The sequence below is a fragment of the Micromonospora sp. NPDC005161 genome, assembly GCF_053599855.1.
On sequence record NZ_JBSFYQ010000038.1, the window covers coordinates 26,651 to 48,118 of the forward strand.

The 21,468-nt window shown below is 67.0% G+C and carries 17 protein-coding genes and 3 pseudogenes; 9 read left to right on the forward strand and 11 right to left on the reverse strand.

What is annotated here, in order from left to right; genetic code table 11:
- Positions 1–49: 49 nt before the first annotated feature.
- Positions 50–1,494, reverse strand: a protein-coding gene (locus tag ACWD5O_RS28695) for an IS3 family transposase (protein WP_450087177.1) whose coding sequence is annotated in 2 segments (ribosomal slippage) — positions 50–1,125 and positions 1,125–1,494 — 1,446 coding nt in all. Because the reading frame shifts where the segments join, the coding sequence is not laid out codon by codon here.
- Between the two features lie 79 nt (positions 1,495–1,573).
- Positions 1,574–1,816 carry a VWA domain-containing protein gene (locus tag ACWD5O_RS28700; protein ID WP_354968832.1) on the reverse strand — a complete coding sequence of 81 codons (243 nt, stop codon included), beginning with the start codon at positions 1,814–1,816 and terminating at the stop codon, positions 1,574–1,576.
- Between the two features lie 405 nt (positions 1,817–2,221).
- On the opposite strand from ACWD5O_RS28700, the gene ACWD5O_RS28705 reads away from it, so the two are divergent.
- The 5 genes and pseudogenes from ACWD5O_RS28705 (at position 2,222) to ACWD5O_RS28725 (ending at position 9,999) form a co-directional block, all read left to right on the forward strand.
- Positions 2,222–2,650 (forward strand): ADP-ribosylglycohydrolase family protein, encoded by a 429-nt coding sequence (locus ACWD5O_RS28705; protein ID WP_354968831.1) that lies wholly within the window; start codon positions 2,222–2,224, stop codon positions 2,648–2,650.
- Entirely contained in the window at positions 2,595–3,617 is a 1,023-nt protein-coding gene (locus ACWD5O_RS28710) for an ADP-ribosylglycohydrolase family protein (RefSeq protein ID WP_354968836.1), read from the forward strand. Before ACWD5O_RS28705 ends, ACWD5O_RS28710 begins: the two co-directional genes overlap by 56 nt.
- 431 nt (positions 3,618–4,048) lie before the next feature.
- Positions 4,049–4,972 (forward strand): alpha/beta hydrolase, encoded by a 924-nt coding sequence (locus ACWD5O_RS28715; protein WP_387330297.1) that lies wholly within the window; start codon positions 4,049–4,051, stop codon positions 4,970–4,972.
- A 920-nt stretch (positions 4,973–5,892) separates the two neighbouring features.
- Positions 5,893–6,581, forward strand: a pseudogene (locus ACWD5O_RS28720) (IS6 family transposase).
- Positions 6,582–7,038: 457 nt separating this feature from the next.
- Positions 7,039–9,999, forward strand: a complete 2,961-nt coding sequence (locus tag ACWD5O_RS28725) for a family 16 glycoside hydrolase (protein ID WP_450087178.1) — start codon at positions 7,039–7,041, stop codon at positions 9,997–9,999.
- 272 nt (positions 10,000–10,271) lie between these two features.
- On the opposite strand, the pseudogene tnpA reads toward ACWD5O_RS28725, so the two are convergent.
- Positions 10,272–10,460, reverse strand: a pseudogene (gene tnpA / locus ACWD5O_RS28730) (IS200/IS605 family transposase); the annotation flags it as partial.
- 12 nt (positions 10,461–10,472) lie between these two features.
- On the opposite strand from tnpA, the gene ACWD5O_RS28735 reads away from it, so the two are divergent.
- Positions 10,473–11,705, forward strand: coding sequence for an RNA-guided endonuclease InsQ/TnpB family protein (locus ACWD5O_RS28735; protein WP_450087179.1), 1,233 nt, complete (start codon positions 10,473–10,475; stop codon positions 11,703–11,705).
- Positions 11,706–11,984: 279 nt separating this feature from the next.
- Here ACWD5O_RS28735 and ACWD5O_RS28740 read toward each other — a convergent pair whose 3' ends face one another.
- A complete protein-coding gene (locus tag ACWD5O_RS28740; protein ID WP_450087180.1) occupies positions 11,985–12,209 on the reverse strand; it encodes a hypothetical protein in 225 nt (74 codons plus the stop codon).
- 935 nt (positions 12,210–13,144) lie between these two features.
- Here ACWD5O_RS28740 and ACWD5O_RS28745 point away from each other — a divergent pair.
- The gene (locus tag ACWD5O_RS28745; protein ID WP_450087181.1) at positions 13,145–14,920 is read left to right on the forward strand and encodes a CocE/NonD family hydrolase; all 1,776 of its coding nucleotides are present in this window, start codon (positions 13,145–13,147) and stop codon (positions 14,918–14,920) included.
- A gap of 341 nt (positions 14,921–15,261) precedes the next feature.
- On the opposite strand, the pseudogene ACWD5O_RS28750 reads toward ACWD5O_RS28745, so the two are convergent.
- Positions 15,262–15,513 (reverse strand): annotated as a pseudogene (locus tag ACWD5O_RS28750) (helix-turn-helix domain-containing protein); the annotation flags it as partial.
- On the opposite strand from ACWD5O_RS28750, the gene ACWD5O_RS28755 reads away from it, so the two are divergent.
- The gene (locus ACWD5O_RS28755) at positions 15,451–15,627 is read left to right on the forward strand and encodes a hypothetical protein (protein ID WP_450087211.1); all 177 of its coding nucleotides are present in this window, start codon (positions 15,451–15,453) and stop codon (positions 15,625–15,627) included. The pseudogene ACWD5O_RS28750 and the gene ACWD5O_RS28755 overlap by 63 nt on opposite strands.
- A 157-nt stretch (positions 15,628–15,784) precedes the next feature.
- Here ACWD5O_RS28755 and ACWD5O_RS28760 read toward each other — a convergent pair whose 3' ends face one another.
- Positions 15,785–15,925: a hypothetical protein gene (locus ACWD5O_RS28760; RefSeq protein ID WP_450087182.1), complete on the reverse strand. Its 141-nt coding sequence runs from the start codon at positions 15,923–15,925 to the stop codon at positions 15,785–15,787.
- Positions 15,926–16,000: 75 nt separating this feature from the next.
- Entirely contained in the window at positions 16,001–18,517 is a 2,517-nt protein-coding gene (locus ACWD5O_RS28765) for a S8 family serine peptidase (protein WP_450087183.1), read from the reverse strand.
- Between the two features lie 66 nt (positions 18,518–18,583).
- Between ACWD5O_RS28765 and ACWD5O_RS28770 the strand changes: the two genes are divergently transcribed.
- Positions 18,584–18,790 carry a hypothetical protein gene (locus ACWD5O_RS28770; RefSeq protein WP_450087184.1) on the forward strand — a complete coding sequence of 69 codons (207 nt, stop codon included), beginning with the start codon at positions 18,584–18,586 and terminating at the stop codon, positions 18,788–18,790.
- Positions 18,791–19,148: 358 nt separating this feature from the next.
- On the opposite strand, the gene ACWD5O_RS28775 is transcribed toward ACWD5O_RS28770, so the two are convergent.
- The 4 genes from ACWD5O_RS28775 to ACWD5O_RS28790 form a co-directional block, all read right to left on the reverse strand.
- Complete coding sequence (locus ACWD5O_RS28775) at positions 19,149–19,643, reverse strand: MauE/DoxX family redox-associated membrane protein (protein ID WP_450006664.1); 495 nt, start codon at positions 19,641–19,643, stop codon at positions 19,149–19,151.
- 266 nt (positions 19,644–19,909) lie between these two features.
- A complete protein-coding gene (locus ACWD5O_RS28780; protein ID WP_450006652.1) occupies positions 19,910–20,095 on the reverse strand; it encodes a hypothetical protein in 186 nt (61 codons plus the stop codon).
- Positions 20,096–20,115: 20 nt separating this feature from the next.
- Positions 20,116–20,472: an ATP-binding cassette domain-containing protein gene (locus ACWD5O_RS28785; protein ID WP_450087185.1), complete on the reverse strand. Its 357-nt coding sequence runs from the start codon at positions 20,470–20,472 to the stop codon at positions 20,116–20,118.
- 407 nt (positions 20,473–20,879) lie between these two features.
- A complete protein-coding gene (locus ACWD5O_RS28790; RefSeq protein ID WP_450087186.1) occupies positions 20,880–21,461 on the reverse strand; it encodes a dihydrofolate reductase family protein in 582 nt (193 codons plus the stop codon).
- Positions 21,462–21,468: the final 7 nt, after the last annotated feature.

Sequence of the window (21,468 nt, forward strand, 5' to 3'; positions counted from 1 at the left end):
GGCGATCGCGCGTTTCGGAACTTGTCAAGGTCGGTGGGACCAGTGGGTGTTACGCCGCTTGGGGTAGTGGTTGATCGGTTGCCGGTTCGGGCGGGTTGATCCAGACGGCGTCGGGCAGGTGCAGCGCTTTCGGTCTGGGCCGGCGGGAGAAGCGTTCGGGGTGGGCGGTCCAGGCGGTGTCGAGGGCCTGTTCGCGTTGTTTCTGTTGGGTCGCGGCGTGGCCGTAGTGGACGTCGGCGGGGGTGTGCAGCCCGATGCCGGCGTGGTGGTGTTCATGGTTGTACCAGGCGAAGAACGTGTCGCAGAACGCGCGGGCGTGGGCCAGGGACCCGAAGCGTTCGGGGAACGTGGGGTGGTACTTCACGGTCTTGAACGCGGCTTCGGAGAACGGGTTGTCGTTGCTGACCCGGGGTCGGGAGTGCGTGCGGGTGACGCGCAGGTCGGCCAGGAGTGTGGCGACGCGTGTGGAGGTCATGGAGGTGCCGCGGTCGGCGTGCACGACCTGCGGGACGCCGTGCAGGGTGATGATCTCGGAGATGAAGTCGTGGGCGATCTCGGCGCTTTCTCTGGCGGCGACGTGGTGCCCGACGATGTACCGCGACCAGATGTCGATCATGACGTAGGCGTCGTAGTAGACGCCCTTGGCCGGGCCGGGGAGCTTGGTGATGTCCCAGGTGAACACCTGCCCCGGCCCGGTCGCGGTCAGCTCCGGACGGGCCCGGGTGGGGTGTCGGGCCTGGCGGCGCCGGTCGACGACCTGATCGTTGGTGCGCAGGATGCGGTAGAGGGTGGAGATCGAGGCCAGGTAGACGCCCTCGTCGAGCAGCGTCGCGAATGCCTCGGTCGGGGTGGTGTCGACGAACCGGTCGCTGTCGAGCACCGCCAAAACGTGAGCGCGTTCAGCGTCAGACAGTCGGTTCACCGGCGCCGGCCGCGACGCCGGCGCACGCCCATCAGGGGTGCGGGCGCGTCGGTGGGCGGTGCTGCGGGCGATCCCGGTCAACCGGGCCGCACTGCGGGTCGACGTCGCCGCGGCGAGCAACTGGGTGTGGGCGTCGGTCAGGGCTTGGTCGGCTTGGTGTCGGTGTCCGCGCTCTCGGAGATCTCGGCCAAGAGCGCGTGTGCTTTTCCCATGATGTCCAACGCCGCCTCGGTCCGGGCGATCTTGCGGTTGGCCAGCTCCAACTGGCGGCGTAGCCGGGCGATCTCGGCCTGCTCCCCACTCGGGTGTCCGACGCTCTGACCGGGCTTCTTCCCCTGGAGCAGGCCGGCATCACGGGCGCGGCGCCACTCACTCATCAACGACGAGTACAAGCCGTTACGGCGCAGATACCCGTTGCCGTCGCCGTCTGCCACGGCTTGTTCGTACTCGGCGAGCAGCCGCAGCTTCTCCGCCGCAGGAAACGACCGCCGCCGTGGCCGGTCTGATCGAGGTCCTTCCGTCGCCATGACCCCATCGTGCCTGACGGACATATCTGTGCTGGGAATCGTCATCGAAGGAAGATCCATCCTCGCCCCGGGAGGGCTACTTGCTCTGAACCACTGGACTCACCCAACCCTGACACCCAGGGTTTCACCGCCTGCTTGTCCGAGAGGGGCCGGCTGCGACCGCTACCTCGACTCGGTCGTCGAAGGCGACCAGCCCGAAGTTGTCGCCGGGATCGAGTTTGTCGATCAGGCCGAGCAGTGCGGTCTTCGCGCCGTCGAGGCGGCCACGGGCCATCGAGCCGCTGCGGTCGAGCACCACCTGCAGCGTGGATGCCGGGCGGGCGGCGGCGCGGGCCGACGCCGTGGGTGCGGTCAGTTCGACGAGCACGGACAGTTGGTCGTCGGTCTCGAGTGCCAGCAGGTCGACATCCAGATGTGCGGAGATTGCATGTTGCCTCCTTGGTGGCACGGCAGGGGTACCGAGCAGGGCTTGCCTTGCGGGACGGTAGTGAATCATCGCGGTGCGACATTCCGGCGGCCGCTGCTAGCCTCCGCTTCGCCAGGCGAACGATCGGCGGCGTGAGCGTGATAACCGCGCAGTGCCGATCCGGCGGGCGGCAAACCCGGCCGGGGTGAGGATGTTTCCAGCCGCGCCGTCGCAGTATGGTCGCCGGACTGGCCCAGGCCGATGAGGGTGTGAGGAGTTGGCGAGGGTGGGGGAGTTGATGGCAGCGACTGTGCCGCTGGACGCGATCCAGAGCGACCGGGCTGCCGGGGTTCTCCTCGGGGCGGCATGCCGTACGAGTTCCAGCTGCCGCTCGCGGTCGGCGAGCAGCCGGTGATGCGCGGTGGGGGGCTCGGCCCGTACGCGCCTGGTGAGTACAGCGATGACACCCAGATGGCAGTGTGTATCGCAGAGGTATCCGCCACCGGGGCGGACCTGCGCACCAGCGACTCCCTCGACCGGATCGCCGGCAACTTTCTGCGATGGAGACGGGAGGGCGCCAGCGACATCGGGGTGCAGACCCGGCAGGTCCTCGACGCGGTCTCCCACCTGAGCGGAGCGGGCATCGCCGCCGCGATGCGAGACGCAGCCGCAGAGCTGCACCGGAGAACCGGCCGCAGCGCGGGTAACGGGTCCCTGATGCGCAACCGCGCCGGTTGCGCTGGCCTATCTCGGCGAGCCGGAGGCGCTCGCCGAGGCCGCCCGGGCGGTCAGTGAGCTGACCCATCACGATCCCCTGGCCGCGGACGCGTGTGTGCTGTGGTGCGCGGGGATTCGCCGGGCGGTTCTCGACGGGACGTTCGACGGCGTACGCGAGGGTCTGGACCTGCTGCCCGCAGGGCGGCGTGACCAGTGGTCGGGCTGGTTGGCTGAGGCGGAGTCCAAGCCGCCGGAGCAGTTCCGTCCCAACGGGTTCGTGGTCGCGGCGTTGCAGGCCGCCTGGTCGGCGATCACCCACACCGACGTGCCGGAGCACAATCCGGGCCACGGGAGTTTTCCCTGCCAGCATCTCGAACGCGCTCTGGCGGCGGCGGTGCGTGTCGGCGACGACACCGACACGGTCGCGGCGATCGCCGGGGCGCTGCTGGGCGCACGGTGGGGCTCTTCCGCGGTGCCCCAGGCCTGGCAGCGCGTCGTTCACGGCTGGCCGAACAAGCGTGCGGCGGACCTGATCCGCCTGGCCTTGTTGACGGCCCACGGCGGCCAGGCCGGCCAGGGCGGTTGGCCGGGCTGCGCTCACGCGCCGCGACCTGCGGTTGCACCGTTGATGCTGGCGCATCCGCACGATCCCGGGGTGATCCTTGGCAACCTTCACACCGATGCGGCCTCGGCGGGCGCCAGCGCGGTGGTCTCCCTGTGCCGCGTCGGCTGCGACGACTTCGACGACGTGGCTGACGGCAACTGGGTGTCGGTGTGGCTTGTCGACCAGCCCGGCGCCAATGCGCAGCCGCACTTCGTGGTCGATCAGGCCGCCCGGATGGTGCTCGAGTTGCGTAAGGAGGGGCATGTGGTGCTGCTGCACTGCGCCGCCGGTCAGAGTCGCACGCCGGCGGTCGCCGCCCGCTACACGACCTTGACCACCGGCATACCGGCGCGCTCCGCGCTGGCCGAGCTGCGCGGGCTGCTCGACACGCATGGCTGGACACTCAACCCGGAACTGCGGCAGGTCGTCGAACAGCTGTAACCGGCACGCCGCGGCTGCGCTTGCCGGACCCGGTGCCGTCGCGGCACCGTGCATGCAATGGGTGAGTTAACGCTCCAGTGGGAAGCGGCCAAATGTGCGGGGCGCACCGGGATACAGCTCGTGGCGCGTGGCCTACTTGGTACATTGCCAGCAGAGAAGCAGGATCAGCGCGTGGCAGCGCGGTCTACGGCGACTGACGGGCGTTCAGTGCGCTGGTGACCGGTTCAGGTGGTTCAGCCTGCTGGTGTCGTCGGTGAGAACGGAAGCTTGACCACGGCTCAGGGCTGGAAGCTGGTTCAGCCTGAGCAGTCCGATCTGCGCGAGGACCGATGCCTGGTCCGTCTCCGCGCCAGGAACGTCAACGGCAGTGGCAGGGCCGGGTTGCCCAGGAGAACACTGTCACCAGTTGGCAAGGGGGTCGCAGAGTGTACATGGATCCCGAGCTGGCAGCAGCCCTGCCCACGCTGCCGGACCTGCACATCCACGACCTCGCCGGGGCCCGCGCCCGGATGCGGGAGCTCGCTGCGGGCGCGCAACGACCCTCACGGGGCGAGGTCATCGTTGCCGACCACGAGGTGCTTGGTATGGATGGCAACTGCGTGCCAGTCAGGGTCTGCACGCCGCCCAACGTCACTTGCCCACTTCCCGCTCTGCTCCTGCTGCACGGCGGCGGATTCGTTATGGGCGACCTGGAGACGGCCACCGCACAGGCCATGGACTTGTGCACCCAAGTGCACGCAGTCGTCGTGGGGGTCGGCTACCGGCTGGCCCCCGAGCATCCGTACCCGGCTGCCCTGCATGACTGCGAGGCCGTGTTGCGCTGGATCGCCTCCGAATACGATGGACTCGGCGTCGATGCCGCACGGATCGGCGTGTACGGCATGAGCGCCGGCGGCGGCCTCGCCGCAGCACTGACGCTGCTCACCCGCGACCGCGGCGGACCACCTCTGTGCTTCCAGCTGCTCGACGCCCCCGAGGTTGATGACCGGCTGGGCACAACCTCGATGCGTACGTTCGGCGACACCCCGCTGTGGAACCAAGGTGACGCGGTGCTGAGCTGGCGGCACTACCTGGGGGGGCGTGACGGGGTCGTTCCTCCCTACGCGGCACCGGCCCGCGCCGACGATCTCTCCGGCCTCCCCCCGGCGTACGTATCGGTTTACGAGAATGACCCGCTGCGTGACGAGGGCTTGGCCTACGCATCCAGCCTGCTGAATGCCGGCGTGTCGGTTGAGTTGCACCTGTTCCCCGGCACCTTCCACCGATCGGCCACCATCACGGGCGCGGCCGTATCTCGGCGCCAGGCCGCCGAAACAGTCGATGCGCTCCGACGCGGCCTCAACCCAGTCAGGTAACCGACGCCAACCGCCTGTGCCCCGGCCCCAGTATCGCGCGAGTTGCCCCGCTGGCTGCTCCTCTCGATGGGGGGTGTCGGACTGGTGCTGATGGTGGCCTACCTGCGCCGGACCGGGCCCATCACCCGGGGTAGATTCACGAAGGCGTGGACCCGCGGCTACATCGGGCGGGGAGCCTAGCGGCTGCGCGAGCAGCCAGGAAAGCAGCCAAGCCAGCGATAACCGGCGGACGATCGCGGACTGGAACGGCGCGTGGAGCACGAGAACCAGGCGGCGGACCAGGAGCCTCGTGATCTCGAAGGTCAGGTCGGTGATGGTCTTGCACTCGCTGTGCAACCGGGCGTACTCGTCGCGTCAGAGCCATCCGGTTGGCTTACGCCGGCAGCGACGGGCCATCGGCGTGCGGCTCAGCAGGGCTAGCTGGCTCCGCCGCTGACATGAACGGCGCGAATGCGGGAAGAAGCGGTGTTCGGTGCAGGTGGTGGCCGCGTGCCCTTGGCGGTCGCGCTCGAGCGGCTGCCGCCTCAGGGCTACGTATCCGCTCGTCCGCGCGGTCGCGAACGCGGGCGGCCATACACGCTTTCCCATTTGTCGTTCACTCCAGCTCCGTAGGCACCGCCTTCGGGCGGCAGCGATCGTGGTCTCTCGTTCGATTAGAGGCCCTCCCGCCGGTGTACGGATCTGACAAGGCGTGCTAGCTGCTCGCGCTACCGTCACAGTCCGTTCGCCGTCACTGCCCGTCCGACGCGCGCGCATGCCGAGGACCCGGCCGGCCCGGTCAGAGGAACTTGAGGCCCGTCGGCGTGTTCCGGTAGCGGGGCTTGTGGCGGAGGTTGTCGGCTTCGGCTCTGTTGCATTGAACGTCGGCAAGATCGAGGCAGGCTTGAGCAGTGAAGTCATCGACCCGACCTGGACCGTGGCTGCCTCCGACGTCCGCGTTCGCCGGGTTCCGGTTCCCACCGGAGGTGATCGTGGTCGCGGTTCGTTGGTATCTACGCTTCAACCTGTCGTATCGCGACGTTGAGGAACTGCTGGTCGAACGTGGCGTGGAGGTCGATCACGTCACCGCCTACCGGTGGGTGCAGCGGTTCACCCCACTGCTGGCCGACGCCGCCCGCTTCAGCCGCCACTCGCCAGGTGACCGCTGGTTCGTCGATGAGACGTTCGTGAAGGTCAACGGCGTGTGGCGGTACGTGTACCGGGCGGTCGACCAGGACGGGCATGTCATCGACGTGCTGGTCTCGGCCCGCCGGGACGCCGAAGCGGCCCGCAGGTTCTTTCGCCGGGCGCTGTCGACATTGAAGGTGACACACAGCGAGGTCGTCACCGACGCCGCGCCGGTCTACCCCGGGGTGCTGGATGAGCTGGTCCCGTCCGCGTGGCACCATGTCGAGCCGTACGCCAATAACCCGATCGAGGCTGATCACAGCCAGCTCAACACCGGTTGAGACCGATGCGCGGGCTACGAACAGACAAGACAGCACAGGTGATCATCGCCGGCCACGCGTTCATGCAGAACCTGCGCCGCGGCCACTACGAACTCGCCATCGACACCCCGCCCGCTCTGCGGGTCGCCGCCGCGTTCACCGAACTCGCCCAAGCGATCTGACCACGGGGGCCGACACGGGTTCAACGCGTCCACCGATCCGACAATGCAACAGCGCCAGTCCGACCATGACCGAGCCGTTGATCGGTTCGGGCGGTTAAGCCCTCGGCGATGGCGAAGAGTCCGTACCGGCCACCTCGGCGATCGCTCCCGACGGCACGTGTCTGGCCCGGCCGGGCACCCGGTGGCTTGTTGATCGCGCTACCGCCGCGTTGCTGCGCGCTGCCCAGATGCAGCCAAGGTCATGGACCAGCGGGGGACTTCCATCCACAAATCTAAAAGTTCCGTTTAATCAATGCAAAGTGTTAACGTCAGCGATCGATCTTTTGTCTTCCGAGACCGTACTGGCCGGTCCAGGGGGAGAAAGTTCCACGGCTCCTGCCTCGGCCAGGACCCGCACCCACCGGGAGGAAGCATGACCGCACCGAACCGATGGCGCCGACGCCGTCGTGTCAGGCTCGTGGCCGCAGGTGCCGCTCTATCGACCCTGCTCGCCGCGGTCACCATCACCCCAGCCAGGGCCGCACCCGTCACTGTCGATGTCCCGCCGCAGGAACCCGGCGTCACCCTGCGTTCGTACGACATGGGAACTCCGCTGTCGACGTTGTGCACCCTCAAGCCGGCACAGACACCGAACGTCGACAAGCTCATGCCGAAGATCAACTGGACCACCACAGACGAGTTCGGACTCTCGGACCGGTTCATCAGCCACGTCATCGCCAATCTCGCCGCGCCCGTCGATGGCGACTACACATTCCGGCTGACCAGCGACGACGGGTCACGGCTGACGATCGGCGATCAGCGTGTCGTCGACCACGACGGTCTGCACGGCGAAACCTCCAAGGAAGGGTCGACCACCCTCAGCGCCGGCCTGCACCCAATTCGCCTCGAGTTCTTCGACAATGGCGGCGGCCAGGTGTTGCGGCTCGAATGGCGCCGCCCGGGTGCAGCCGACTTCGAGCTCATACCGAACTCCGCGTTGAGCACCGACGCCGGTGTCGTACGCGTCACCGCCCCGGGATGGAAGTACTGCGAGGGGGCGACCGACTCGGCCGGCGACGGCCTGCCGCTCGACCGGGTGCACCCGGGCTACACCCTCACCGACCTGCGCCCCGAAGGGCTCCAGCCGCAGGTCACCGGCATGGCGTTCCTGCCCGAGGGCGACCTTATGATCTCCACCTGGGGCGGCACCGACACCGCGACCGGCGAGGTCTACGTGGTCGAGGGCGTCACCGGCCAGACCAGCCCCGAGCAGGTGACATACCGCAAGTTCGCAGACGGGCTGCGCGAACCCCAGGGCGTTGCGGTGGTCGACGGCACCGTCTACGTCAGCCAGAAACACGAGCTGACGGCCCTGCGCGACACCGACGGCGACGGCCTCGCCGACGACCGCCGCACCGTTGCCACCTGGCCATGGGGCGGCAACTTCCATGAGTTCGCGTTCGGCCTGCTCCACCGGGACGGGTACTTCTACCTCAACCTGTCAGTCGCCATCAACCAGGGCGGCGCCACCACCGTGCCCCAGCCCGCCCCGAATCGCGGAACCTCGATCAGGGTGAACGCCAAGACCGGCGAAATCACGTATGTCGCCGGAGGGCTGCGCACCCCCAACGGGATCGGGTGGGGCCCCCGCGGCGAGGTCTTCGTCACCGACAACCAGGGCGGCTGGCTGCCAGCATCCAAGCTGGTCCAGATCCAGCAGGAGGCGTTCTACAACCACTACACGACGCCCGCGGGTCCGTTCGACGACAAGCCCGTGACGCGTCCCATCGTCTGGATCCCGCAGAACGAAATCGGCAACTCACCGTCCACTCCCGTGCTGTTGAAGCAGGGGCCGTACGCGGGACAACTGGTCGTCGGCGACGTGACCTACGGCGGCCTGCAGCGCGTCTTTCTTGAAAAGATCGAGGGGCAGTACCAGGGCGCGGTGTTCCGGCACACGCAGGGCCTGGAGGCCGGCGTCAACGAGGTCACCCTCGGCCCCGACGGCGCGCTCTACACCGGTGGCCTGGGCGCCGGCGGCAACTGGGGCCAGGAGGGCAAGCTCACCTACGGCCTGCAGAAGCTCACACCCAACGGCACCTCGGTCTTCGAGGTCAAGCAGATGCGCGCGTCGCACGTCGGGTTCGAACTGGAGTACACCAAGCCGCTGTCGGCCGAGACCGCGCAGGAACTCCCCGACGCGTACCAGGTGACGCAGTGGCGCTACGGCGCGACGAGCCAGTACGGCGGTCCCAAGCTCGAGCTGGAGACGCTCAAGGTGGCCAAGGCCGAGCTGTCGGCCGACGGCCGCACCGTCAAGCTCCAGATCCCGGGCCTGAAGGAGAACCGCGTGGTGCACGTGCGCTCCCCGCGTCCGTTCTCATCCGCCGGCGGCGAGGAGCTGTGGAACACTGAGGCCTGGTACACGCTCAACGAGATCCCGGGCCGGGTGGTGCAGCCGCAAACCTTCTTCGAGGCCGAGGAGGGCCGTACGGCCGGCGTCGGCATGGCGACCGACCACGCCGCCTACTCCGGCGCCGGCTTCGCCGCCGGGTTCGCCGGCGACGGCGCGTCGACCCGTATGTCCGTCGATGTCCGCGAGGCCGGGACGTACGACCTGGCGATGCGCTACAGCAACGGCCCGAATCCCTACTCCGGCGAGAAGCAGCTGAGCCTGTACGTCAACGGCGAACGGGTCGAGCAGACGGTCTTCCCCTCCACCGTGACCTGGGAGGAGTGGGGCACCGTCAGCACCACGGTGCGCCTGAACAAGGGTCGCAACCTGGTCGAGTACCGCAAGGAGGCTGCGGACTCCGGGCACGTGAACCTGGACGTGCTCGCCGTTCGGACGCACGGCAAGCGCATCACGCTGTTCGACGGTGGCGAGCTCACCGAGTGGCAGCACAGCGACGGGCGCGAACCGGAGTGGGCGATCGCCGACGGCGCCATGACTGTGCGCAACGGGGACCTGCGCACGGTGCAGGCCTTCGGCGACTTCCGGCTGCACGTGGAGTTCAACCTGCCGCTGTACCCGCCGGACGTGACCGGCCAGGCGCGCGCCAACAGTGGGGTGTACCTGCAGGACCGCTACGAGATCCAGGTGCTGGACTCCTTCGGCATCGACCCGCCGCAGACCAACGACGCCGCGGCCATCTACACCCAGAAGGCCCCCGACGTGAACGCGGCGCTGCCGCCGCAGGCCTGGCAGACGTACGACATCGTGTACCGGCAGGCCCGCTACGACGCATCCGGAAACAAGGTCGACAACCCCCGCGTCACCGTGGTGTGGAACGGCGTCAGGGTGCACGACGACGTCGAGATCCTCGGCCCGACTGGCGGCAGCCGGCCCGAGGGCCCGGCGACGGGTGCCATCCGACTGCAGGACCACGGCAATCCGGTCCAGTACCGCAACATCTGGATCGAGCCGCTGGACCAGTAGCTTCGCCAGCTGCCAGAACGCGGACGGCCGGGTACCGGTTCACCGGCCCGGCCGTCCGCAGCAGAGCCTCGGCCCAGGCATGCTGGGCCGAGGCTTGGACATGTTCGAGGAGGCTCTGCTCGCCATCGCCGGGCTCGACGTCCACTCCTTCGGATCGCAGGGCAGGCCCGTCGGCCACCGATCGTCGTCGCTACCAAGATGCGGGCCTGTGCTGCGCCCTTTAGGGCGGGGGTGGGGGCCCGCGCGGGAGGGCCGCCAGGCCCGAGCGTGCTCTAACCGGGACGGTTTTGCTGCTCGATGTACTGGCGCAGGACGGTCAAGGGTGCGCCGCCGACGGAGCCGGCGAAGTACGAGGCTGACCACAGCTTGTTGCCTCGGTAGTAGTGGCGGGTCAGGTCGGGGAACTCTTGTCGCATCCGCCGCGAGGACACGCCCTTAAGGCTGTTGACCAGCTTCGACATAGACTGTCCCATGTGCAGCTTCGGTACAACTACCGCGTCTACCCGACGCCCGCTCAGCAGGTTTTGCTGGCGCGGGCGTTCGGGTGCGCGCGGGTGGTGTTCAACGACGGGCTGCGCGCACGCCAGCAGGCGCGCGAGGCAGGCGAGGCGTACCTGTCCGATGGTGACCTGTCGAAGCGGGTCATCACCCAGGCCAAGCAGACGCCTGAACGGCAGTGGCTGGGCGAGGTGTCGGCGGTGGTACTCCAGCAGGCCCTGGCGGACCTTAACGTCGCGTACCGGAACTTCTTCACCTCGATCAGCGGCAAGCGCCAGGGCCGCAAGGTCGCCCCGCCGAGGTTCCGGTCCCGCAAGGACAACCGGCAGGCGATCCGGTTCACCGCGAACGCCCGGTTCAAGGTGCTCGACAACAGCCGCCTCAGGTTGCCGAAGATCGGCGACGTTGCGGTGCGTTGGTCCCGGCATCTGCCGGCCGCACCAACCTCGGTCACGGTCATCCGGGACGCGGCTGGTCGGTACTTCGCCTCGTTCGTTGTGGTCGCCGCCGACGACCCGCTGCCTGCGGTCGACGCCGAGGTGGGCATCGACCTCGGGTTGACCCACTTCGCCGTCCTGTCCAACGGCAAGAAGGTCGCCGCCCCGAAGTTCTTGCCTCGGGCGGCCCGCAAACTGCGCCGGTTGCAGCAGGACCTGTCCCGAAAGCAGCGGGGCAGCAACAACCGCAAGAAGGCCGTCGTCAAGGTCGCCCGCGCGCACGCTCGGGTGGCCGACAGCCGGCGGGACTGGCAGCACCAGCTCTCGACACGGATCATCCGCGACAACCAAGCGGTGTACGTCGAGGACCTATGCGTCGTCGGTCTCGGCCGGACCCGGCTGGCCAAATCGGTGCACGACGCGGGCTGGGCGCAGTTCGTGCAGATGTTGGAGTACAAGGCTGCCCGGCGCGGGCGGACGTTTGCAAAGACCAACCGGTTCCTGCCCACGTCGCAGACATGCTCGACGTGCGGCCGGATCGACGGACCCAAGCCGCTGTCCGTCCGGTCGTGGACCTGCCCGTGCGGGGCCGTCCACGACCGGGACGTCAACGCGGCCAGAAACATACTCGCGGCGGGACGCGCCGAGAGCCTAAACGCCTGTGGAGCGCAGGTAAGACCGGCACCCGTGCCGGCACCGCGCCGAGAAGCAGGAATCCGCCCCGACGCTGTGCGTTCCGCGCGCAGCGTGGAGGGAATCTCCGTCCTTTAGGGCGGAGAGATCGTCAAGACACGTCCGCTTGCGGCGGCCAGGGCTGACCGTCCAGAAACGACCCACGGCGCGGCGCAATGCCTCAAGGCATGCTCAAATCCGGGTCGCGTGACCCATCGATGCCAGGAATGCACATAAGCTCGCCGCACCTGCATCCAGCTTGCTCACGGCCCTCATGATTCTTCACGACAGAGGCCATCGCCGTACCCAGGCTCACGGCTCGCGAACTCAGGACGACCGTCCTGAACGCCTCGAGCCGCACGAGGGCTGGCCACCGCGCTAGTCGGCGGATTTGCGGACGATCTCGTTGGTGGTGCGCAGGATGTCGCGGGCCCAGTCGACGAGTCGTCCGGCGGCGGTCTTGGCACCGTCGCGGTCCTGCCAACTCCCCGCCAAGACGGTCACGGTGAACAGCAGGCCCGCGGTGTCGGTGACGATGAACCGCTTGTCCGTCAGGACGCGGTCGGGTCGGCACCGGGGTCGCCCGCCGTCTGGGCGGGGCACCCGGATACCGCCTAGGACCGGGATGAACTGCGGGAGTGGACGGACGAGCGTGGCCGGCTCGGTCGAACCGGCTCCGTCGAACGATCGGCTGCGGCAGGCGGTCGACGAGTTGAACCAAGGCATCGCCTACGCACGCCCGTTACACCCGTTGCCCGCGCAGGTCGCCGACCCGAACAAAATCGCCCGCCTCGCCATACGAAGACACGACCGTCTCGGCGGTGTTCTCCACGAATACAAGCATGCTGCGTCAAGTGCAGGGTGGCTGGTCGGCGGCCATCGAAGGAGGTCTTGCACAAATCTTCGTATACAACATACGCTCCCCAGAGTCGCCGACTCGAGGAGCTGCCATCGAACCCCTTCCCGAGCGAAACGAGCCCAGCCCACGCGAGCTCCGTCCACTCCGGACAGCGGTGGTGACGGTCGCCCTTGCCTGCACCGTCGCAGCCTGCTCGCCGGTGTCGAACAGCGGGGACGGCACCACATCTGGCGAGTACCAGGCGGCCCTACAGCATGGCCGCCGACGACTCGATCGACGCACTGCTCGACGAGGCCCGCGCGGTCGTGGACTTCGACGCGCGGAAGGCGCTACCAGCAGGCCATCGGGGAGTTTCTCGAACGCCGCAGCACGATCTACGACTACCACCCGAACGTCTTCGTGGCGGGCACCTCGGCCATCACCGGCTTCGAGTTCCTCGGCGACTGGCTGCCCCGCCTGACAACCGCCCGCTTCACCGACTCGTCGGTGGTCCCAACACGTCATGCCCATGCCCTGCGCACCGAAGGAGCCCGTTACCATGCATCTCCGCGTCCATCGACAGCGACGATCACGACCACGAAACTGGCTGCCCGGCGCCGTAGCGCTGGCGCTCGTTGCCTCGATTGGGTTCGCCGCCCCGGCGGCCGGCGCCCAGGAGCAGCCGACCGGGCAGCGTCCTGTGTTCGAGAACGGCCGAGCCCAGCCGGTGTACGCCGGTGAAGAGATCATCACCCAGAATGTCTGGGTCGAGGTCGAGGGCATGGACACCGACCGGGACGGTGCCGATGACCGCATCCGGGTGCAGATCCGGCGGCCGGCGTCGACCGACAAGGGCATCCAGCTTCCGATCATCATGCAGGCGAGCCCTTACTGGGGTGACGGAGGGGAGTTCCTGAACAACGAGGTCCACGTTCCGCTCTACGCTCCCCAGCGGCCGGGCTACGCGCCGCCGCCGGATCCCGGCCCGTTCCCGTACTTCCCGCTGCCGGACAAGCCGTACGACGGCACCGAGCCGCCGCACCAGACAATCAACGGCGGGACGTACCAGAACGAGTTCCTCTCACGCGGCTTCATCTTCGCCCACGCACAGATGCTCGGTACGGGCAGCTCGACCGGGTGCACTACTGGGGGCGGTCCCGAGGAGCACGATTCGCTCAAGGCGGTCATCGATTGGTTCAACGGCCGGGCCGACGCCTATGACATCGACGGCAACCCGGTCAAGGCCAACTGGACCACCGGTCTGGTGGGGATGATCGGCACCTCCTATGACGGCACGCTACCGATCGGGGTGGCCACGACCGGTGTGAAGGAACTGCGGGCAATCGTGCCCATCGCGGCGATCTCCAGCTACTACGACTACCGCCGGATGAACGGCACGCCGATCTCGACCAACACCAACGTTGGGGGCGACCAGAACTCCAACCACAACTCCAACATCTCGCGGAAGTACCCGGAGGTGTGTGACTACACCAAGGAAGAGGTCCGGCGGGGTCAGGACCGGCTCACCGGTGAGTACAACCAATGGTGGCACGAGCGCAACTACCTGCCGAACATCGGCAACATCGCCGGCGGCGTCCTGGTGCAGCACGGCCTGAACGACCAAAACGTGAAGTTCCGCAACGCCGCCCAGCTCGTTGACGCCCTCGAAGAGAACGGCATCCCTCATCAGGTGTGGCTGCACCAGGGCGGGCACGGCGACCGGGCGCTCTCGAACAACCGGGCAGCCTGGCTGGACCTGCTCAACCGCTGGTGGACCTACTGGCTGCACGGGGTGAACAACGATGTGCTGGACGAGCCCCCAGCAGTGGTCGAGCGCGAAGACGGCACCTGGACGCCGTACGACAGCTGGCCGGCGCCCGGCTCCGCCTCCACACCTCTCTTCCTAGGAGCCAGTGGCGACAACACCACCGGCAGGCTCACGCTGACACGCAACGCCGCAGACAGGCCGGTCACCGAGACCTTCACCGACGACATGACGATCGACGCGACGTCCTTCGCCCGCCCCGAGCAGTCGCCGAACCGCCTCGCCTACCGCACCGCGCCGCTCACCGAGCCCGTCCATCTCAGCGGGACGGTGCATGTCTCGACTCGGATGTCGATCAACGCCCGGGCCGGGATCGTCAGCGCGATGCTGGTCGAGTACCCGGAGTCGGGCAACCCGAAGATCATCGCGCGGGGCTGGTCGGACCCGCTGAAGAGGTTCGGCTTGGATCGCAGCTACGGCATCATGCCGGGAGCCCCGTTCACTCACAACTTCGACCTGCAGCCGCACGACTACGTGTTCAACGAAGGTAGCCAGATCGGGCTCGTCGTGTACTCCAGCGACCGGGTCTTCACCCTCCGGCCGCCGCCAGGCACGCAGCTGAGCCTGTACACGCACCACAGCCAAACCAGAGTCGACCTCCCGCTCGTCGGGGGCGCGTCCGCACTCGCGTCCGCCCTCGGCGGCGAGTAAGACCAATTGCTTCGGCCCGGTCCGGGTGGCGGGTTTCCGCCCACTCGGACCGGGCCGGGCATTTTTGAAGGAGCCCGGATGCTCACGGCGCCCTCCCCTTCGAGGTCGGCGGTGAACTGGCGGGCGAGCTGGGTGGCCCATGCCGCGGTCGGGTGGGCGGTGATGCCGAGGAGGTGTACCCGGCGGCTCTTGGCCTCGATCACGAAGGCGACGTAGAGGCGTTGGAGGGTGACCGCACAATCCACGTGGAAGAAGTCCGTGGCCAAGATGGTGCCGGCGTGGGCGCGAAGAAACGTGCGCCAGGCGTCGTCGTGCTGTCGTGGCGGCGGTATGCGGTGGGAACGTAGGATCCGGCGGATCGTGGACGCGCCGACCCGGTGGCCCAGGCGGCGCAGTTCGCCCTGGACGCGGACCACGCCCCACGTCCGGTTCTCTCTTGCCAGGCGGATGATGAGCGCGGCCAGCTCATCGCTGATCGGTGGGCGGCCCGGTGGTCTGGGCTGGCGCCATTTCGCGGTGAGCAGGCGACGGTGCCAGCGCAGGAGCGTCGCAGGCGCGACGAACCGGTGAGCTCGCAGTACCTTCGGCAGGATCCGCGCGAGCGCGGCAAGGACGGCACGGTCGGTCCAGTCGAGACGCGGTTTCGAGTTGCCGCGGCGAAGCATCGCGACCTCGTGACGCAGCACGAGTATCTCCGCGTCCTTTGACGCCGACGACTGCGCCAGCAAGGCCAGCCACGAGATGACTTGGATGAGGAGCTGGTAGATCAGTCGCACGGCCACGAACCCGATCATGAGGGCTAGGACTCCGAACACCGGGCGACGTCAGCGCCGCGAGACACAGCCCGACCCTCGAAACCGCAGCTCACGAGCCGCGACCGAGTATTGGATTAGGACAGGCGTAGAGGTAGTCGTCGCCGTCGCGGGAGGACTCGAGGAACATCCGTGCCTGTTCGCTCGTCCACGAGCTGCCCTTGCGCTTGCGCAGTGGTGGCAGCTTCGTCAACGCGGCCACGTTGGGCGAAGGCCTGGCCAGCCAGGCTCAGGCGAACCTGAGCCTGGCTGGCCAGGCCACGTGCGGCTAGACGCCGCCGGACCCTGCCCCGGGCAGCGTCCGCACGACGGTCAGCGTCACATCGCCGTCCTGGTAGGACACCCTGAACATGTGGTGGCCCGCGTTCAGGATCCGCCGTTCTGGCAGGGAACGGAAGTTGCCCTTGATCGAGTCGCCGCTCATGATCGTCAGTACCGTGCCTGGAGTGAGGGGCGCGCGAATGTCCAGGGCGAGTTCGCCGTCCAGCACCAGGTCACCCGCGGCCCGCACGCTCGTGTAGTCGTGGTCGCCGGAGATGGTGATGGCGAGGCGACCCGCTCGGCTGACGGTCACGTCGCCGCCGACGTTCAGGACGTTGCCGGGCGCGACGTCGGTGAGGGTGATGGACGCCGCGGACGCCGCTTCCCCGGACGACAGACCGGGCTGCAGCACGCCGCTGTCGACATCGATGCTGCCTGCCACGAAACCGCTGCCGCCGAGCGTGCCGCCCTTGACGTCGATCGAGCTTGCGTGCGAGCCGGTGATCGAAAGCTTACCGCCTTCAACCGTCGTGCCGCCCTCGTAGGTGTCGTCGCCCGTCATGATCAGCGTCCCGGGGCCTTGCTTGGTCAGAGAAGCCGTGTAGAGGTTGTTGTCGATGTTGTTCTGAATGTAGGCCGCGCGCTCGTCCATCCATTCCTTGCGCCACTTGACGGCGTCCTCATAGGTGATCTTGTCGTACAACTCGGGATGGCCGTTAGTGATAGCTTGGATGTAAGGATCAGCCAAAATGCCCTGAAGCATGAAGGCCTGTTCGTTAAGCGCGCCGTCCGGGTTCAGCACGTTGGGGCTGAATTCACCGGCGTAGGCAATGCCTTGCTCCTTGTAGCGCGCCAGCCACTCCAGATCTTCCCTTTCCCTTTCCTTGATCGCGATCTGGCTGACGTCGTTCGACCAGACGTCCAGGGGCGCTTTATCCATGTTGTAGGTCATGGGGCTCAGGATCTGGCCGGGGCCGTACATGCCCTTGGCCAGATCGGGAATCCCCCAGCCCCAGCGTTCGTCCGGAAGACCGTCGGGAGCGGTCCAGGCGATGGATGCCCCGGAGGGGGAGGTTTGCCCGGTGCCGAGGAATCTCACGCCGTCGGACATCTTGTTGTTCGCCGTGGTGAACATCAGCTCACGCACCTGCTTGGCGTCCATGTTCGGATAGCGGGAGAGCAGAACCCCCATCACCGCTGTCGCAACGGGCGTTGCCGGTGACGTGCCGCTTGAGTTTGAATAGTTAGTGTCACCACCGCTGTTCGTGGTCCGAACGCTGTTTGAAGGGGTAGACACGGTCCACCATTTGGCGAGCCCCGCCTCGTTATACCCGAACTGCTTTGTGTATTCGGGATTGGCCGCAGTGGGCGGTTGCACCCCGCCGACGGCTATCCACTGCTTTTCCGCCAAGGGATTGAAGAAGGGATACGCCGGGCGAAAAAACGGGTTGCTCCAGTCGTTGTTGCCGGACGACCTTACGTTGACGGTACCGCTGTCCTTGATGGCGTCCCAGATGGCGTCCATAAAGGAACGTCCGGGGTAGTTCGGATTGTATTGAATGCCGCCTTCCGAATAGCTTTTCTTGAAGAAGAAATACTGGTACTCCAGATCCTTCAGGTACTCGTTGGGGATAATGGTCGCCATTGCCGTGGCGCTGGCGCTGTCTTTGCCAGGCAGTTGGTAAGCGTTGGCGAGGTTGCCGTTGACTCCAAGGTCGTTTCCTAAGCCGTCAAAGCGGGTTCTGTCAATAGTCTGGACATAAGAGCCCCAACTGCTGTTGATGACCTGGGCGCCTGCGTCGACCAGGGCCTTATTGGCTGTATGCCAGTACACGTAATCGTGGAAGGGACCGTGGGACTGGGTATCGGAACCGCCGGTCTTGGCAACATACATCTTCGATCCAAAGGCGATGCCGTGCTGGTCTTTACCATCGCGCATGCCGGAGGTAACCCCAAGCATACCGGTCCCGTGCGAGTAGTCACTTGTTCTCGCCTGATCACCGGCCACAGTGAACGGCTCGCCCGCAGTAAAAGGGTTCGACGGGGTCGCGCCACGATAGCCGTAGCCGGACGTGCCGTAGACACCCTCCGCTCTCACCGAAGCGATCAGCCCGGTCTGAAATGCTTCGTGTGTAGCCCTGTAGCCCGAATCCATCATGCCCAGCGTGACGCCCTGCCCGCAGTACCCTAGGGCGTAGGCGGTGGACGCGTTTACCGCGACGAGCTGCCATGGGGAATTGACCGCTGTGCCAGGAGTAGAAGGATTATGGCCGGTATAATAACCATACTCCGGCGTTTCCCAACTGGCTTTAGCGGCATCTAGTTCCCCTGGACTCGTGGCGACAAAGCCGGGGTCTCCCGGGTACGCCGGCCCGCCGCCCGTATGGCCAGGGGTCGATGTCGGACCGGTCTTGGACGATGCCGAGGCGAACCCGGCCGGAAAAAACGCGATGCCTACTCCGGCAGCAAGGGTGCCTCCCAGCCGCCGCAGCAACTGCCGCCGACTCACGGACCTCATGCTCATCTCCGACTCCTTCTCGATGGGTCGATATCTCTAACGGACCGGGGCGGCCTGTTGCGTCCCAGCCCCATGATCTACACGCGCTGGTCGAGACAAAATGATGTGCCGTTCTGCCGCTTCTACCAGGCGGCGGATGTCGACGGCTTTGTTCGGGATCCCGACTGCGGCGACTCGGCCATCGCCGTCGATCACGACGCCATACGGCGTTCCTTGGACCTGGAATCGGCTCTTGAGCGCGGTGGCGCTGGTCGCGCCAACCACCACCCAACCGGGTAGAGGCGGAATCGGCGACTGATCCTTGGCATCCCATACCAGCACCCGACCCCACTCGCCCGGATCAAAGGGGTGGATGATCAGGTCAGCGACAAGAGACGCGCACGGGGAGCAACCCTCAGACGTGAAGACCATCACCGAACGACTCAGCTGCACGGGTTCGCCCCCGTCGGACGCGGCGAACTCCAACAGGGCGCGGCCTGGCCGACCTCCAGTCCACCGAGGGCGCGTACGTTGCTTGGCGGCCGGGACGTGATCTCATCCAGCGCACGGTCCACCCTGGCGAGCACGCCCAACACAAGAATCGTGAGCGCTACGACCATGACTACGAGCGCACCGAAGGCAGCAATCCATGGACCCGTCATCGCCGCAGCGCCTCCAAACGGTTGTGCACGCGAAGGCCGACCGTCAACGCCCGCCAGGTCATGCCAAGTAGCAGCAGCGCGATGAGCGTGGCGAGTGCTGCATCACGCGACAAGCCCGACGTCGCGCACCACAGCACCTGCAAACCCAAAGGGGGAGGAATAGCGCTGGACAGGCCCGCAAAGATAGCCAAGCCACCGGTCCGCGCGACGAGCAGCCAGCTGACGGGCCTGTCCTCGCCAACACCGCAGCCGCAGGACGGTCGGCGCCCTCGAAGGAGTGCCGATGCCATCGCCAGCCCGAAGGAAGCGAACAGTGCAGCCGCGAGCCGAAGCATGATCGTCGGGTGCCAACCGCTGATGAGGCCGGCGCCGAGGATGACTTCGACGCCGGGAACGCTCCATGCCAGGGCTCGACCAAGGCAGACGGCGCAAGCCGGTAACCGGCAACGGCCATTGCGAACCGACGCGGTGCGCGCACTTTGCGGCGGCAGCCGCGATCAGAAGGAAACCCTGCCACGTCAGAACGGCGAACTCTCCCACGAGTGGGCCTCCCTATATGGTCACCAAATTAGACTGCGACAGAAGTCCCTCGTCAAGAGGGCAACATCTGTCCACCAGAAGCGGTTTGAGCGACCGTCTACATCGATGCACATAACTGTTATGGACCGGGCCATGGGCTCCTCGCGGGGCCGGATGAGTGACGGTCCTGGTCGAAACTCGGTCGGTGTTGAGCTGGGGCTTCATGTGGTGGCTTCTATCAGTCCACTGCAGCCCAGCGTGCGCGAAGCGCGCGTGGTCCCGGGTTGCCTCGGCGCAGCACCGCCACCTCGTGACGCAGCAGGAGGATCTCCGCGTCCTTCGACTCGGAGGAGCGGGCGAACAGCGCCAGCCACGAGAGCACCTGAACCAGAATCTGGTACAGCAGTCGGACGATCACGGACATCGATCGTCGAGTACAGACGATCACGAGGTCAAGGGAGCTAGCCGAGTCCTCGACCAGGACAGCCGCCACGTGCCGTAGTACAGGTTGGCGCGCAACGAATCGGTGAAGGAGTACGGAAACTGCGAAGCGTACGCGATCCGCCGGCGCCACCGGTCGATGTCGACGTCGCGAAGTACCGCATCACCGATGATGACGATCTCGCCTCGCTCCGGCGTGATCAGACCCGCGATGAGATCGGCGAGCGTACTCTTGCCGGCACCGCTCGCACCGACAATGGCGACCGCCTGACCGCGCCGCAGTGCCAGGTGCAGGTCCGTGAGGACGGTGCGCCGACGCGACGGACGAACCCGCGCACGTCGCAACAGGCCAAGCAGCACACACCGCCGTCGACACCACCACCGCGACGAGTCTGCGGCAAGAGAACGCCCGCCTCCGCCGCGACAACGAGAACCTTGCCGCGAACCTCGAAGTGGCAATCGCGAACATCCAGCGACTCACCCTGCAAGTGCACAACCTCACGGAGGCTTTTGAACACGCCCGCGGGGTTACCCGCTTGCCCCGAGTGGCTCGCTGACGGCACACACCGGACGGGCGTAGGAAATCGCGGCATAGCCGGCGAGACGACTACGCTCCTGTGCATGACGGGACATGACCGCGGGTCGGCGGCGGGATCCGACGGCGACACCGCCCAGGATCCGAGTTAGCCGTGGCAGGAGCTCGCTGCGGACTACGAGCAGGCGCGCGCCCGGGAAGACTCACTGGATCGGCTACCCGCTCAGATCCGTCAACGGCGCACCCGATAGCGCAGGTGAAGCACCCGGTTGCTCTGAATCACCACGTCAGGATCCTCCAACAGGTGCTGCGCGTCGACCGACCCGAAGTAGCGCTTGCCGGACCCGAACACCACGGGCACGACGTCCATGCGCACCTCGTCGACCAGACCCGCGGCAAGCACCTGGCCACCGACGTCGCCAGCGGCGACCTCGACCAAGCGGTCACCCGCAAGCTCCTGCGCCTTGGCCACGGCTGCCTCGACGCCGTCGATGAAGTGAAACGGCGCCTCGGGGTCCCAGCCCTCGGGCTGCGGCCGGTGCGTCACGACGACCACGTGGTCGATCCCGCTCGGAGGCTTCCCGTCCCAGCCGTCGGTCATGTCGAAGACGTGGCGGCCGGCGATTGTCGCCCCGATCTGGTCCCAGTACGGCCGGGTGTAGTCGTAGGACGTCTGCGACACCTTCACCTCGCCGCTCTCGTCCAACGGGACGTCACCGCTGGACAACCAGTCGAACAGCGGTCCGGGCTGGTCATTCTCGTCCGCGATGAAGCCGTCCACCGACACCGAGCTGTACATGACCACCTTGCCCACGGGACTC